The 15,256-nt window shown below is 66.5% G+C and carries 12 protein-coding genes and 1 tRNA gene; 9 read left to right on the forward strand and 4 right to left on the reverse strand.

Annotated elements, in window-relative coordinates:
• Positions 1-30 precede the first annotated feature (30 nt).
• Positions 31-1,302 carry a nucleotide pyrophosphatase/phosphodiesterase family protein gene (locus ABJO18_RS07550; RefSeq protein WP_348506979.1) on the reverse strand — a complete coding sequence of 424 codons (1,272 nt, stop codon included), beginning with the start codon at positions 1,300-1,302 and terminating at the stop codon, positions 31-33.
• 252 nt (positions 1,303-1,554) lie between these two features.
• On the opposite strand from ABJO18_RS07550, the gene gyrA reads away from it, so the two are divergent.
• From gyrA to ABJO18_RS07570, 4 genes are all read left to right on the forward strand, one after another.
• A complete protein-coding gene (gyrA, locus tag ABJO18_RS07555) occupies positions 1,555-4,407 on the forward strand; it encodes a DNA gyrase subunit A (RefSeq protein ID WP_348506980.1) in 2,853 nt (950 codons plus the stop codon).
• Between the two features lie 69 nt (positions 4,408-4,476).
• On the forward strand, positions 4,477-4,965 hold the full coding sequence (gene coaD / locus ABJO18_RS07560; protein ID WP_348506981.1) for a pantetheine-phosphate adenylyltransferase: 489 nt from the start codon (positions 4,477-4,479) through the stop codon (positions 4,963-4,965).
• Positions 4,966-4,967: 2 nt separating this feature from the next.
• Entirely contained in the window at positions 4,968-5,927 is a 960-nt protein-coding gene (locus tag ABJO18_RS07565) for a peptidylprolyl isomerase (protein ID WP_348506982.1), read from the forward strand.
• An 8-nt stretch (positions 5,928-5,935) separates the two neighbouring features.
• Positions 5,936-6,388, forward strand: coding sequence for a peptidylprolyl isomerase (locus tag ABJO18_RS07570; RefSeq protein WP_291887459.1), 453 nt, complete (start codon positions 5,936-5,938; stop codon positions 6,386-6,388).
• Between the two features lie 73 nt (positions 6,389-6,461).
• Here the strand turns inward: ABJO18_RS07570 and ABJO18_RS07575 are convergent, their stop codons facing one another.
• Positions 6,462-7,418, reverse strand: a complete 957-nt coding sequence (locus ABJO18_RS07575; protein ID WP_348506983.1) for an endonuclease/exonuclease/phosphatase family protein — start codon at positions 7,416-7,418, stop codon at positions 6,462-6,464.
• Between the two features lie 86 nt (positions 7,419-7,504).
• Between ABJO18_RS07575 and queA the strand changes: the two genes are divergently transcribed.
• The gene (gene queA, locus ABJO18_RS07580) at positions 7,505-8,566 is read left to right on the forward strand and encodes a tRNA preQ1(34) S-adenosylmethionine ribosyltransferase-isomerase QueA (RefSeq protein WP_348515819.1); all 1,062 of its coding nucleotides are present in this window, start codon (positions 7,505-7,507) and stop codon (positions 8,564-8,566) included.
• On the forward strand, positions 8,563-9,714 hold the full coding sequence (gene tgt / locus ABJO18_RS07585) for a tRNA guanosine(34) transglycosylase Tgt (protein WP_348507033.1): 1,152 nt from the start codon (positions 8,563-8,565) through the stop codon (positions 9,712-9,714). Before queA ends, tgt begins: the two co-directional genes overlap by 4 nt.
• A gap of 98 nt (positions 9,715-9,812) precedes the next feature.
• On the opposite strand, the gene ABJO18_RS07590 is transcribed toward tgt, so the two are convergent.
• Together ABJO18_RS07590 and ABJO18_RS07595 are read right to left on the reverse strand one after the other, a co-directional pair.
• On the reverse strand, positions 9,813-10,418 hold the full coding sequence (locus ABJO18_RS07590) for a PRC-barrel domain-containing protein (RefSeq protein WP_348507032.1): 606 nt from the start codon (positions 10,416-10,418) through the stop codon (positions 9,813-9,815).
• Between the two features lie 127 nt (positions 10,419-10,545).
• Positions 10,546-11,148 carry a hypothetical protein gene (locus ABJO18_RS07595; RefSeq protein ID WP_348507031.1) on the reverse strand — a complete coding sequence of 201 codons (603 nt, stop codon included), beginning with the start codon at positions 11,146-11,148 and terminating at the stop codon, positions 10,546-10,548.
• A gap of 143 nt (positions 11,149-11,291) precedes the next feature.
• On the opposite strand from ABJO18_RS07595, the gene ABJO18_RS07600 reads away from it, so the two are divergent.
• The 3 genes from ABJO18_RS07600 (at position 11,292) to ABJO18_RS07610 (ending at position 15,195) form a co-directional block, all read left to right on the forward strand.
• Positions 11,292-11,367 (forward strand) — tRNA-Lys (locus tag ABJO18_RS07600).
• Positions 11,368-11,490: 123 nt separating this feature from the next.
• Positions 11,491-13,209, forward strand: a complete 1,719-nt coding sequence (locus ABJO18_RS07605) for a carboxylesterase family protein (protein ID WP_348507030.1) — start codon at positions 11,491-11,493, stop codon at positions 13,207-13,209.
• 114 nt (positions 13,210-13,323) lie between these two features.
• Entirely contained in the window at positions 13,324-15,195 is a 1,872-nt protein-coding gene (locus tag ABJO18_RS07610) for a monovalent cation:proton antiporter-2 (CPA2) family protein (protein WP_348507029.1), read from the forward strand.
• Positions 15,196-15,256: the final 61 nt, after the last annotated feature.

Genomic DNA, 15,256 nt, shown 5'->3' on the forward strand with positions numbered 1-15,256 from the left:
TACGACGCGGATTGGCCAGTCCCGTGCGTACTATTCGGCGGGGCAGTTGCCGCCGGTGATGCGGGCGATCTCGGCCGGGTCGCCATCAGTTTGTGCCGGTTCCAGGTCCAGCGCACAGGCGATGATGCCGTAGACATTGACGTTCTCGAACGCCGTCGGCCGGGTGCCCTGCGGGAAGACCGGTCCGGCGCCGATGAAGGTTGCGCCCATGCTTTCGGCACGGTTGTCATAGCCGTGCATGCCGTGCAGCGAGGCGTGATAGGGATTGCTCAGATCGGTGCTCGACGTGGTGATCAGCCAGTCGGGCTGGGCCAGGATGAAGAGGTCGGGACCGCGATCCGGGTGGTCGAAATGCCAGTGGTCCGGATAGTCCTCGCGGCGATAGGCCATGATGCGCGGATCGGCGCCCTGCAGTGCCTGGTAGACGCGATTGACGTCTTCCTCGCTGCCATAGCCCATCAGGAAGGGCTCCAGCCCCATGCCGTAGGAGCCCATGCCTTCCTCGAACAGGATGCCGTCCAGATCGGCCAGCTCGTCGATGCGGATGACGCGCTCGGTCGAGACGGCCGACATGCCATGGTCGGACACGATGATGATATTGGTCCGGTCCAGCAGGCCGCGGTCTTCCAGACCGTCGACGATCTCGCCGACCAGCCGGTCGACTTCGGCAACGGCCTGGCCTTCTTCCGGCGTGAACGGGCCGGCGCGGTGGGTGACCGTGTCGACATGGTCGAAATAGACCGCGGCAAAGCGCGGCTGCTCGCCGGCCGGGGCGTCGAACCAGGCGAGAACCTCGTCGACCCGCTCGTCATAGGGTTTGTTGTGCTCATAAGGGTGCCAGACGCTGGCCATGTCGCCGTCGACCGGGCTTTCCGAACCCAGCCAGAACATGATGTGGCTGCGCACATCCTGGCGCTCGGCGGTGATCCAGATCGGCTCGCCCTGCCACCAGAACGGGTCCTGCGGGCTGCCTTCGGCATTGTTGAAGTGACGGCGGGCGGCCGTATCCCAGGGCGAGTTGGAAATCATGCCGTGATGCTCGGGGTAGAGACCCGTGGCGATGGAATAGAAATTCACGAAGGTCTTCGACGGCATGACGGGAATCATGCGTTCCGGCCGTGTGCCGCGATCCGCAAGCGCCTGCAGGTTCGGCGCGTCCCAGCGGTCGATCGCATCATAGCGCAGGCCGTCCAGGCCGATCATCAGCACGATCGGATCGTTCTGCGGCGCCTGTGACGGAACGTGGCTGCAGGCGGCCAGAAGGGCCGTGGCGGCAAGGGTGGCAAAGGCGGCAAGACGCATATCGGGTTCCCCAACACGAGATGAAGCTGGCACGGGTGTAAGCGGGGATTGTCACAAACGGAAGACAGCGCCTGTCAATTGCGCCGCGGCCAACCGACGCTGGTGTTTGCGCCAGCCCCCCCCGATTGTTAAGACTTGGCGACAGGCCTGCCGCCTGATTCACGCGCTTTTCCGGCTTTTGCCGCCAGCCGCGTGACGGCGGCGTTTTTCGTGGATGCCGGCCGGGGCGGCCGGGGCCCGCGAAACCAGCACATGAGGACCGCCTTGAGCGATCACGACGACGAGCTTCCGCCGGTTGGCGACAATGCCGGCCTTCCCGACGGTATCGGCAATATCTCGATCGAGGAGGAGATGCGCTCCTCCTATCTCGACTATGCGATGAGCGTCATCGTCAGCCGCGCGATCCCGGACGCGCGCGACGGGCTCAAGCCGGTGCACCGGCGCATCCTCTACACGATGCACGAGAACGGCCAGACGCACGAGAAGTCCTACCGCAAGTGCGCCACTGCCGTCGGTGACGTGATGGGCCGCTATCACCCGCACGGCGACCAGGCGGTCTATGACGCCCTTGTGCGCCTGGCCCAGCACTGGTCGATGCGCGTGCCGCTGATCGACGGCCAGGGCAATTTCGGCTCCATCGATGGCGATCCGCCCGCTGCCTACCGTTACACCGAGGCGCGGATGGAGAAGGTGGCCCAGTCGCTGCTCGCCGATATCGACAAGGACACGGTCAATTTCGTCGAAAACTATTCGGCCGAGCGCCGGGAACCGGTCGTCCTGCCGGCCCGCTTCCCGAACCTGCTGGTCAATGGCGCCGGCGGTATCGCCGTCGGCATGGCCACGAACATCCCGCCGCACAATCTGGGTGAGGTGATCGACGGTACGCTGGCGCTGATGGACAATCCGGCGATGACCGACACCGAGCTGCTGGAATACATTCCGGGGCCCGATTTCCCGACCGGCGGTCTGATCCTCGGCCGGACCGGCGCCCGCAATGCGCTGGCGACGGGGCGCGGTTCGATCATGATGCGCTCGCGCACCACGATCGAGGAAGTGCGCAATGGCCGCCAGGCGATCATCGTCCATGAAATCCCCTACCAGGTGAACAAGGCCTCGATGATCGAGAAGATCGCGGAGCTTGTCCGCGACAAGAAGATCGAGGGGATCGGCGATCTGCGCGACGAAAGCGACCGGACCGGTCTGCGCGTGGTGATCGAGCTGAAGCGCGACGCCAATGCCGATGTGATCCTGAACCAGCTCTATCGCTGGTCGCCGATGCAGACCAGCTTCGGCGCCAACATGCTCTCCCTGGTCGGTGGCCGTCCGCAATTGCTGGGCGCGCTGGATATCCTCAAGGAATTCCTGCGCTTCCGCGAAGAGGTCGTGGCCCGCCGCTGCAAGTTCGAGCTGAACAAGGCGCGCGACCGGGCGCATGTCATCGTCGGCCTGGCGCTCGCCGTGGCGAATATCGACGAGGTGATCGCCCTGATCCGCCGTGCGCCGAACCCGGCCGCAGCCCGCGAGGAACTGATGTCGCGCGACTGGCCGGCGCTCGATGTTGCGCCGCTGGTCGAGCTGGTGGCCGATCCGCGCTCCGTGCTGACCGACGGCAATACGCTGCGCCTGACCGACGAACAGGCCCGCGCCATCCTGGAACTGCGCCTGAACCGACTGACCGGTCTGGGCCGCGAAGAACTGGGCAATGAGGCCAAGACGCTGGCCGAGCAGATCGCCGATCTCCTCGACATCCTGCGTTCGCGTGATCGCGTGCTCGATATCATCCGCGACGAGATGCGCGAGGTTCGCGAGAACTACGCCACGCCGCGCCGCTCCGAATTCATCGATGCCGAGCTGGACTTCGAGGATGAGGATCTGATCCCGCGCGAGGACATGGTCGTCACCGTCACGCATGGCGGCTACGTCAAGCGTACGGCCCTGTCCGACTACCGGGCCCAGCGCCGCGGCGGCAAGGGCCGTTCGGGCATGTCGATGAAGGATGAGGACTTCGTGTCCACGCTCTTCGTCGCCTCCACCCACGCGCCGCTGCTCTTCTTCTCCAATCGCGGCATGGTCTACAAGACCAAGACCTGGCGTCTGCCGATGGGCGCGCCGAACACGCGCGGCAAGGCGCTGGTCAACATGCTGCCGCTGGAGCAGGGCGAGACGATCACCTCGATCATGGCGCTGCCCGAGGACGAGAGCGTCTGGGCGGAAATGGACGTCATGTTCGCCACCAACAAGGGCACCGTCCGCCGCAACAAGCTGTCCGACTTCGTCCAGGTCAATCGCAATGGCAAGATCGCGATGAAGCTGGAGGGCGAGGACGACCGCATCGTCAATGTGGTGCTGTGCACCGAGGATGACGACGTGTTCCTGACCACCGAGAAGGGGCGCGCGATCCGCTTCCCGGCGACGGACGTGCGCGTCTTTGCCGGCCGGAATTCCGTCGGCGTGCGGGGCATCCGCCTCGCCGAGGGCGATACGCTGATCTCCATGGCGATCCTGCGCCATGTCGACGTGACCTCGCCGGAGGCCCGCGCCTACATGAAACACGCCACCGCCATGCGCCGCGCGCTGGGCGATGACGAGGAGGCCGATGCACCGGTGCTCGAGGCCGACGAGGATGGCAGCGATGACGAGGCGGCTCTGACGACCGAGCGCCTGGCCGAGCTGGGCGCGGCCGAGGAATTCGTGCTCACCGTCGGCTCCGACGGCATGGGCAAGCGCTCCTCCGCCTATGATTTCCGGGTCATGGGCCGCGGCAATCAGGGCGTCGCCGCCACCGATGTGAAGCGCGAGATCCCGCTTTCGGCCAGCTTCCCGGTCGAGGATGCCGACCAGATCATGGCGGTCACCGATGGCGGTCAGCTGATCCGCTTCCCGGTCGACACCGTGCGGATCGCCAGCCGCTCGTCGCGCGGTGTGCGTCTCATCCGTCTCAATGACGGTGAGAATGTTGTCGCCGTGGTCCGCATTCCCGATGCCGGGGATGACGCCGTGGACGAGGATGGCGAGGTGCCGGAGACGGGTGAGGGCCCGGCCGGCGAGGCGCCCGATGCCGCTCCGGACGACACGCCCGGTGCCGCGGATGACAGCGAGGCCTGATCCCGAAACGCTTTGAAGGCGCTCGCAATCCCGCTACAAGCAGCGGCGGCAGCCGGCCAGGAGACCGACATGACCCGAACCGCCCTTTATCCCGGGACGTTCGACCCGATCACCAACGGCCATCTCGATATCATCGGCCGGGCCGTGAAACTGGTCGACAAGCTGGTGATCGGCGTCGCCATCAACGAGGCCAAGAAGCCCTTGTTCTCGCTGGAGGAACGCGTCGAGATGGTGCGTGACGAGGTGGCGAAGTTCGAGGCTGGCGCGGCGATCGAGGTCCGGCCCTTCGACGGCCTGCTGATGCATTTTGCCGAGGAGATCGGCGCGGAGTCGATCATTCGCGGCCTTCGCGCCGTCTCCGATTTCGAATACGAATTCCAGATGGTGGCGATGAACCAGCGCCTCAATGACGATATCGAGACCGTCTTCCTGATGGCGGACCCGCGTCACCAGGCGATTGCCTCGCGCCTCGTCAAGGAAATCGCAGCCCTGGGCGGACGTATCTCCGATTTCGTGCCGCCCGCCGTGGAAGCCCGTCTCAAGGAGCGACTTGCGTGATCATGCGACTGACCCTTTCTGCCACTTTCGCCCTGGCCCTCACAGCCGCTGCCTGCGGCCGCGAAGCGGCAACCGAAGCCGACACCGAAGTCGCGGCCTCTGCCGCCAGCACCGCGGTCGTCGCCACCCAGGTCGAACCCGCCGCCGCCGAACCGGCCTATGATTTCCCCGATGAAGCCTGGCGCACGGTCGATCAGGACCGCCTGCTCTACATCGACACCGATCACGGCATGGTCGTGGTGGAGCTGGCGCCGGAATTTGCCCCCAACCATGTCGCGCGCCTGCGCGAGCTGGTCGGTGAGCGCTTCTATGATTTCCTCGTCTGGCACCGCGTGATTGACGGCTTCATGGCGCAGGGCGGCGGTTCGCGGGCCAATCCGGGCAATGCGGCCGACAAGCCGCCGATGGAAGCCGAATTCACCATCCGCCGCACCGATGAGCCGGCTGTCAGCGAGCTGCAGGACCGCGTCGTCAATCCGGGCCAGATCCCGCAAATGGCGAAGGCCGGCTTCTGGAACGGCTTCCATGCCGGCACCCAGACCGCCGCGCTGGCCGGCATCACCGGCGACGGCATGGTCCAGTCCTGGCTGCTGCATTGCCGCGGCGCGGCCGCGATGGCGCGCACCAGCGACCCGAACTCGGCCCGCAGCCAGTTCTACATCACCACCGGCAGCCCCGATCACCTCAATGCCACCTATACGGTCTGGGGCCGGGTGCGCCACGGCATGGAGGCCGTCGACCAGATCGCCGTCGGCTCGGCAGCGGAAGACCCGGATTTCCGTCCGGACGTGATCCGCTCCATGCGTATCGGCAGCGAGCTGCCGGCCGAAGACCAGATCGAGATTGAAGTCGTCGACACGGACAGCGAGGCCTTTGCGGGCTATCTCGACACGCTGCGCAATGCCCAGGGCAATCTGCCCGACATCTGCGAAATCACCGTGCCGTCCAGAATTGCGGAGTAGAAAGACACATGGCTGAAGAACAACTCGTATTCACGCTCGAAGGCGGCGATGTCGTCATCAAGCTGCGCCCGGACCTGGCGCCCAAACACGTCGAACAGATCACCAAGCTGGCCAGGGACGGCTTTTATGACGGGCTGACCTTCCACCGCGTCATCGACGGTTTCGTTGCCCAGGGCGGCTGCCCGAACGGCAATGGCATGGGCGGTTCCGGCACCAATATTCCGGCCGAATTCTCCGCCGAGCCGCATCAGCGCGGCACGATGTCGATGGCCCGTGCGGCCGATCCGGATTCGGCCTCCAGCCAGTTCTTCATCTGCCTGGACGCCGTGCCCTATCTGGACAATCAGTACACGGTCTGGGGCGAAGTCGTGTCCGGCATGGAGCATGTCGATGCCCTGCCCAAGGGCGAGCCGCCGGCCAAGCCGGGCAAGATCGTCAAGGCGAGCGTCGTCGAGGCGTAGTCCCGGCGCATCGCTGCAGAGACAAGAGAAGGGCTGTCCTCACGGGGCAGCCCTTTTCATTTGGGACGGCCGGTCAGCGCAGCTGCAATGTCGCCACCACCGGGCGGTGATCGGAGCCGGTCTGCGGGCCGGCTTCCACCGAGACGGTCTGCCAGGCCTCGCCGGCGAAGATGTGGTCGATCCCCAGCACGGGTTCCGGGACCAGCCGGCCGGAGGGAAAGCTCGGCAGGGCGAGCGTGCGCCGGTCGAGGCCGAGATCGCGCTCCAGGCGTGACAGCGCATAGGACGGTGCTGCCGCGTTGAAATCCCCCATCACGATCATCCGCTCTGCCGGCAGTGCGCCAAGGAAACGCGCCAGGCCGCCGCGCTGGCAGTCCTGCGTGGCGCCGGGGAAGGGCCAGGTCAGGTGGACCGATGCGACGATGGTTTCCGAACCATCGGGCAGGCGGATGCGGGCCCAGGTGGCGGGCGGCACTTCCCGGTCGCAGGGAATAGTGCTCCGGAACACGGCCGGATCCGGCGGACGGACGCAGCCGCTTTCCAGGATTTCCAGCCGGCTCAGTATCCGGGTCGAGCGGCAGCGGGCCACGAACGGATAGGCCTGTTCCAGCCGGTCCCGGGCAGGCTGCGCATTCGCGAAAGCCTCCTGCAGCGCCAGAATGTCGGCATTGAGGGCCAGCAGCGTGTCCGCGGTGGCGTCCGGCGCGGTGTTTCTGCCCCACATATTGTGCGTTGCCAGGCGCAGGGTGAGGACGGTGTCGGCGGGCGCGGTCCGCTCTGCCGTCAGCCGGCGCACCGGCTCGCCCAGCCCGGGCAGCCAGATCAGCAGGGCGATGACGGCCATCGGCCAGCGGGCCGTGCGGTGACGCCGCAGGACAGTCGCGGCCAGCGCGATCGGGGCGAGCACCGCCCAGACAGGCCAGAGCTGACGGAAGGCGTCGAAGCCGCGCCAGAGAGGTGCCAGCCACAATGCGGCAGCGACGCCGGCGAGGCCGGCAAGCGGAAGAAACACGAGACTGGAAAGACGCAAGGCAGGATTGTCCGGGTGCGATGGGTGTGCGGCCACTACACAGCAGAGATTGCGCAGCTGCAAGCTGCCGGATAGACCCCAGCGCCATGCGCGTATCCGATTTCGACTTCGAGCTCCCCGAGGAGCGTATTGCCCTGCGTCCCGCGCGCCCGCGCGATGCGGCGCGGCTGCTGCACATCGCCGGCAATGGCGTGTTCGCCGATCGCGGCGTGTCCGACCTGCCCGATCTCCTGCGTGATGGCGATCTGATGGTGTTCAACGACACCCGCGTCATCCCCGCCGCGCTGAACGGTGTGCGTCCGGCGCGCAGCGTGGGCGGCGGCGGACCGGTCGATGTCGAGGTCAATCTGCACAAGCGTCTCGACGCCAGCGGCTGGCGTGCCTTCGTGCGCCCGGCCAAGCGTCTGCGTGTCGGCGATGTGATCGCCTTCTCCGAAGATCTGTCGGCCGAAGTGACCGGCAAGTCCGAGGGCGGCGATACGCGGCTGGTCTTCAACCGTACGGGCGCGGCGCTGGACGAGGCGATTGCCGCGACCGGCGTGCCGCCTTTGCCGCCCTATATCGCCCGCAAGCGCGAGGTCGACGAACAGGATGTCGAGGACTACCAGACCCTGTTCGCCAAGCAGGACGGTTCGGTTGCCGCGCCCACGGCCGGCCTGCACTTCACCGAACGCCTGCTGACGGCGCTGGCCGAACGCGGCGTGCAGCAGACGCATGTGACGCTGCATGTGGGGGCGGGCACCTTCCTGCCGGTCAAGGCCGACGATCTTGCCGATCACCGCATGCATGCCGAATGGTGCACCGTGTCGGCCGGGGCGGCCGAGGCGATCAACACCGCCAAGGCCGAGGGCCGACGGGTGATCCCCGTCGGCACGACCGCGCTGCGCACGATCGAGAGCCTGGCCGTACAGCCCGGCGTGATCGAGGCGGGCAGCCGCGACACCGACATCTTCATCACGCCGGGCTATGACTTCCGCATCACCGATGCGCTGATGACGAATTTCCACCTGCCGCGTTCGACCCTGTTCATGCTGGTCAGCGCGCTGGCGGGACTGGACGTGATGAAGCGGGCCTATGCGCACGCCATCCGCTCGGGCTACCGTTTCTATTCCTACGGCGATGCCAGCCTGATCGAGCGGAGCGCATGACCGGTTTCCCCTTCGACATCCACGCCACAGACGGCGCGGCCCGCACCGGCGTCCTGAAGACGGCGCGTGGCGAGATCCGCACACCGGCCTTCATGCCGGTCGGCACGGCCGGCACGGTGAAGGCGCTCTACATGGACCAGGTGAAGGGGACCGGGGCGGATATCATCCTGGGCAATACCTATCACCTGATGCTTCGCCCGGGCGCGGAGCGCGTGAAACGGCTGGGCGGGCTGCACACATTCTCCACCTGGCAGGGCCCGATCCTCACCGACAGTGGCGGCTTCCAGGTCTGGTCCCTGTCCAAGCTGCGCAAGATGACCGAGGAGGGCGTGACCTTCCGCTCCCACATCGACGGATCGGAGCACAAGCTCTCGCCGGAACGCTCGATCGAGATCCAGGCCGATCTTCTGGGCGCCGACATCTCGATGCAGCTGGATGAATGCACCGCCTTCGGGTGCTCGAAGGCCGAGGCGAAGGCGTCCATGGATCTGTCCGTGCGCTGGGGCGAGCGCTCCAAGATCGCCTTCGGCGCGCGCGAGGCGCAGAACCTGTTCGGCATCGTGCAGGGTTCGGTGTTCGAGGATTTGCGCCGGGAAAGCGCGGAGCGCCTGATCGAGACCGGCTATGACGGCTATGCGATCGGCGGGCTGGCCGTGGGCGAGGGGTTCGAGACGATGTGCGAGGTGCTCGACTTCACCACGCCGCACCTGCCCGCGGACCGCCCGCGCTATCTGATGGGTGTGGGCAAGCCGATCGATCTGGTGGAATCCGTGGCGCGCGGTGTCGACATGTTCGACTGCGTCCTGCCGACGCGGTCCGGGCGTCACGGCCAGGCCTGGTCGGATTATGGCCCGATCAATATCAAGCGCGCCGAATTCATCGAGGATGACCGTCCGCTCAACCCGGCGATCGACTGTCCGGCCAGCCGCGACTACTCCCGGGCTTACCTCAATCACCTCTTCCGTTCGGGCGAATACCTCTCGGCCATGCTGATGTCCTGGCACAATATCGCCTATTTCGAGGACCTGACGGCGCGGATGCGGGCGGCGATTGCCGCGGGCACATTCGACGCCTTCCGCCAGGACTTCCGCGCGAAATGGGACGAGGGCCGCGCCGCCATCGAGAGCGGCGAGAATTTCCCCGGCTGAACTGCAGATACAGAAGCGGCGCTTCCGGGAGGCGGAAGCGCCGCTCAAGGGCTTCAGGTGCGGGGAGGGACCTGAAGCAGGGCCTTTAGATGTCCGGCTTACTGGCTGGGATCAGCCGGGCCGTCATCGAGCTCCATATCGTTTTCATTGTCGCCATAGTCGTCATCCGACAGCGGGTATTCGGTCGCTGCGTCCTCGTTGAAGTCCGGCAGCGCCTCGAATTCCGCACGGGTGTACTCGATCACCGCGACCGGGCGGTCACCCTCGGGGGCAAAGCTCACCTCGTCGGCTTCGACCAGCACCTCGCGGCCACCGATGTCCAGCGTGCCGCCGCTCTCGACGACGATGGCTTCGACATCGCCTTCCGTGCCCAGACGGACACGTTCGATCTCGCCGAGCTCGCCGCCATCCTCGGATTCAACCCGCAGGTCGATCCAGTGGTGGTCATCGGTATAGGGCGCGCGGTCGAGGTCCGAATTGTCCCAGGCCTCTGCGGTCTCGCGCAGCAGGTCATTGTCCTGGATCGTCTCGTTCGGCGCCGGGGCGTGAGCCTGGCCTTCAACAGTCATCTGCTCGTCCACCACGGGCTTTTCATCCTGGTGAAGATCGTCCTGGGCCAGGGCCGCAGCGCCGGCCAGCGCGGTCGTTGCGCAGGCAAACGCCGATGCAGCGGTTGCAGTCGTCAGGATAGAGAAGCGTTTCATGTCTACCTCCTGTCTTGCTCCATCTGCCGGCTTCAGCCGGGGACAGCTCTGTGCCTGCCATCCGGACATCAAACGGACAGCCGCCACGAAAAGTTGCGAAGGTTACAGGAATGTAATGCAGCTGGGCTCAGTCTTCGGCGGCCGGTTCGACCAGTCCATAGGCCTCGAAAGCGCGCCGCATCTGGTGGGCCGGACAGCCGAAACCGTCATACAAACCACGCAGATAGGCGCGGCGGCGCTGGGCCATCTCGCGCTGCTCGCGCGCTTCGTCCTCGATCCGGCCGGCGCCGCCGATGAAGCGGATCACCGGGCGGACCGGGTTCAGCCCTACAATCGTGGAGTGATACAGGCTGCGCGCGCCGTCGGCGGCCGAATCGGGGGCCTGGGCGGCCAGTCCGCTACCCCGGTCGAACCAGCTGCGTTCCTCCCGGGCCTCTTCCTCGGCCTGGCGTTCCTCTTCCTCGATATCGGGCCCCAGCACCACGGTCAGCCGCGCGACATCGCGCGCCACGGTCGAACAGCGCCGGCGCGAGCCGTCGCCGCCATAGGGGGTCGGCACGGTATCGTCGCCCTCGTCGACCATGATCGGACCCGGCCGTTCGCGCGGCAGGCCGACCGCGTCTTCCAGTGCGTCGGTGGTTTCGGCCCGGGCCATGCTGGCGGTCTCGCCGGCATTCTGGCGGGTGGACGAGCATGCTCCGGCGGACAACGCCACCGCGAAGCAAACCATGGCTGGAATCAGGACCCTGTTCGTCATGCCGGCAAGTTTATCGGCGATTGCGGAAAAATCTTGGCCGAAATGCTGATATCCGCCGTCAAAGCCGCATTGACCCTCCGGAATCGCCCGTATAGGTTCCGCGCTCCTCGTGAGGGGAGCCGATAGCTCAGCTGGTAGAGCAACTGACTTTTAATCAGTAGGTCCAGGGTTCGAATCCCTGTCGGCTCACCATTTCATTTCCAGCATTTTTGTTGAACAGGCGGGGTTCCGCAGCCGTTTTCCGGCCGAGGACGCCCTTCTGCTTGACCTGGCCGCCGCCCCGGCCAAACCTGCCCGTGCAAACGGGAGGGGTCGATGAAGACAAGTGTGTGCCTGGCAGCCGCTGCAGCGCTGCTGACGCTGGCGGGGTGTGACGGGGCCGAGGAGACGCAGGTCCGGATCGAAGCGGCGGTGGAGACCCAGCGCACGCTGGCCCTGGGCGAGATTGTCGGCTTTCACTCCGGCGAGGCGGCCTCGGCCTGGCTGGCCATCCCCTATGCCGCGCCGCCGCAAGGCGATCTGCGCTGGCGCGCGCCGCGTCCGGCCCTGGCCTTTGACGGGGGCCGGCTCGAGGCCATCGAGCACGGTCCGGTCTGTCCCCAGGTGACCAATGAACTTTCCGCCCGGGCCGCCGGTGTCGAGGCCGGCGTGCTGATCGGCGAGGAAGACTGTCTCACACTCGATATCTATGCCCCGCGCGATGCGGCACCCGAGGCCGGGCTTCCGGTCATGGTGTGGATCCATGGCGGGGCGAATGTCTGGGGCTCGTCCTCGGCCTATGACGGCTCGCAGCTGGCGGCCGAACGCGATGTCGTGGTCGTCGCCGTGCAATACCGCCTCGGCCCGCTCGGCTTCCTGTCGCATCCCGCCCTGCGCGAAAGTGCCGAACACCCGCTGGACGAGGCGGCGAATTTCGCGCTGCTCGATCTCGTCGCCGCGCTGGACTGGGTGGACGCCAATATCACCGCTTTCGGCGGCGATGCCGACCGGATCACGATTTTCGGAGAAAGCGCCGGGGCCTTCAATATTGCCGCCCTGATGGCATCCGAACCGGCGCGCGGCCGCTTCGATGCCGCCATCATGCAGAGCGGCGGAACGGGCACGAACAGCCGTGAGGTGGCTGAAAACGGTGGCGGAAACGATCTTCATCCCGCCCTGGAAGCCGTTGCCGCCTTTGCCGGGCCCGATGCCGACGGGGCGGCCATGCGGGCGACGTCCCTGGAGGATGTCTATGCGGTCTATCGCGATGAAAGCGGTGCCTTCACCTCGCTGCCGCGCATGATTGAGGACGGGGTGAGCCTGCCCGAAGACGGCATACTGGGCGCGGCGGCACGGCCGGGCGGTTTCGCGCCCGTACCCCTGATCACCGGCGCCAATCGGGACGAGATGAAGCTCTACACCGCCTTCGATCCGCAGCTGACGCGGCGCCTGGGGCCGCTCGTCTGGCCGCGCGACGTGGCGCGCTACCAGGCGGCGGTCGAATATCCCAGCCGCAGCTGGCGGGTCGGGGCTGTCGATGACCTGCTCGACCGTCTGCGGTCCGCCGGCCATGAGGATTTGTGGGCCTACCGGTTCGACTGGGACGAGGGCGGCAAGGTTCTGCTGACCGATACCGGCATTCTGCTCGGGGCCTCGCACGCCATGGAGATTCCGTTCGTCTTCAACCATTTCGAGCTGTTCGGCCCGTTCGATCGCGTCCTGTTCAATGACCGCAATGCGCAAGGCCGCGCGGCGCTGGCCGATGCAATGGGCGGTTACTGGGGGCAGTTTGCCCATACCGGAGAGCCCGGCACGGGCGGTGGCGCCGGTCCGGACTGGCCGCGCTGGGGCGAGACGGCCCGGCTCATGCGGTTCGACACGCCGGCGGATGGCGGCCCGGAAGTCATGACCGGGCGGGACACACCGGCCGCAATCGCCGCCGATCTTGCCGCCGATACCCGCCTGCAGCCGTCCGGGCGTTGCGCCGTGGCGGCCGGGATCATGCGCCGTCAGCCCGCCATCGCGCAGGCTTTCGAAAGCGGGATGGATTGTTGAGGCGGGCGCAAGCCGTTTGAGGGAAAACGCGCGCGGGGCATGGCGCCGTCGCCTTCGCGCGCTATTCTGGCGGCGACCATCCCTTCAACACGTCTTTGATTCGGCGGCCCGACCATGAACGAGCTTCTCCTGCAGGCGGTGATCTATCTGGGCGCCGGCGTGATTGCGGTGCCGATCGCGCACCGCCTCGGCCTGGGATCGGTGCTGGGCTATCTGCTGGCCGGCGTGGCCATCGCGCCGCTGCTCGACTGGATGGGGTCGGATCCGGAAAACGTCCAGACCTTCGCCGAATTCGGCGTAGTGATGATGCTCTTCCTGATCGGGCTGGAACTTCAGCCGCGCCTGTTGTGGGAAATGCGCATGCGCCTGTTCGGCCTGGGCGGGCTGCAGGTGGCGGTGACGGCGCTGGTCGTCGCGGTCGCGTGCCTGGGCTTCGGGCTGGACTGGCGGCTGGCGCTGGCGCTGGGCCTGATCATGGCGCTGTCCTCGACGGCCATCGTCCTGCAGACGCTGGGCGAAAAGGGCTGGCTGCGCACCGAGGGCGGGCAATCGGCCTTCTCCGTCCTCCTGTTCCAGGACATTGCCGTCATTCCGATGCTCGCCCTTCTGCCCTTCCTCGCGATCGCGGGGGTAGACGCCGGCGCGGCGCATGGCGGCGGTGCCCATGGCGGGCCGGCGCCGTTCGCAGCCTGGCCGGCCTGGGCCCAGGGGCTGATGACGCTGGCCGTTGTCGCCGGCGTGGTGCTGGGCGGGCGCTATCTCACACGCCCGGCCTTCCGCATCATTGCGCGCACCGGCCTGCACGAACTTTTCTTCACGGCGGCGCTTGTGCTGATTGTCGGCATCGCCGTGCTGATGAGCATGGTCGGCCTGTCGCCGGCGCTGGGGACATTCCTGGCCGGGGTGCTGCTGGCGGAAAGCGAATACCGCCACGAACTCGTCTCCGATCTCGAACCGTTCAAGGGCCTGCTGCTCGGCGTCTTCTTCATCACGGTCGGTGCGGGCATGGAATTTGCCCTGCTGGGAAGTGAGTTCGGCCTCATCATCGGCCTCACGCTCAGCCTGATCCTGGTGAAGGGCGCGATCCTGCTGGCGCTGGCGGTCCTGTTCCGGATGAAGGGGCGGGCCCGCTGGCTGTTCACCTTTGCGCTGGCCCAGAGCGGCGAGTTCGGCTTCGTGCTGCTCGCCTTCTCGACCAGCCTGCACGTCATCCCCGACGAGATCGCTGCCGTCGCCTCTCTGGTGGTCGCCCTGTCGATGATGGCGACGCCGCTTTTGATGATCGCCTTCGAGCGCTTTGTCTCGCCGCGGGTCGGCCGCAAGGCCGGACATGAGCGGGCCGAGGACATGATCGAGGAAGAGGCGCCCGTCATCATTGCCGGCATGGGGCGGTTCGGCCAGATCGTGCACCGCCTCTTGGTGATGGACGGCTACAAGCCGATCGTTCTGGACAATTCGGCCGAGCATATCGACGGGCTGCGCAAATTCGGCATCCAGGTCTATTACGGCAACGCCCTGCGGCCGGGCCTGCTGGAAGCGGCGGGCATTGCCCGCGCCAAACTGCTGGTCGTGTGCACCGACAATCGCGAACGCGCCGTCGAGCTCGTCCAGCATGTGAAACAGCGCTATCCCGGCGTGCATGTCATCGCCCGCGCCGCCAGCCGCGAACATGTCTACCAGCTGCGCGCCGCCGGGGCGGACAGCGCGGTGCGCGAAATGTTCGGCTCCTCCCTCGAGGCGGCGACCCAGTCGCTCGAAGTGCTCGGCGAGACGCGCGAGCGCGCCGAGAAGAAGGCGAAGGCCTTTGCCCATCACGACGAGGAAAGTCTGCGGCAATTGTTCGAGGTCTGGGATTCCGAGATCGATGTCTTCGACAATGAGGCTTATATCGAGCGGGCCCGGTCGCGCGTCGTGTCGCTGGCCGAGCTGATGGCCGAGGATGTCGGTGAACCCGATCCGGAAGACGAGCGCGACCCGCTGTCCTGACAGGCGCTGGCGGCCGAAACACGGTTTCGTCCCGCACCCTGAATGGTTAATGTCGGCCTGC

The sequence above is a fragment of the Maricaulis sp. genome (assembly GCF_039978735.1).
Lineage (GTDB): Bacteria > Pseudomonadota > Alphaproteobacteria > Caulobacterales > Maricaulaceae > Maricaulis.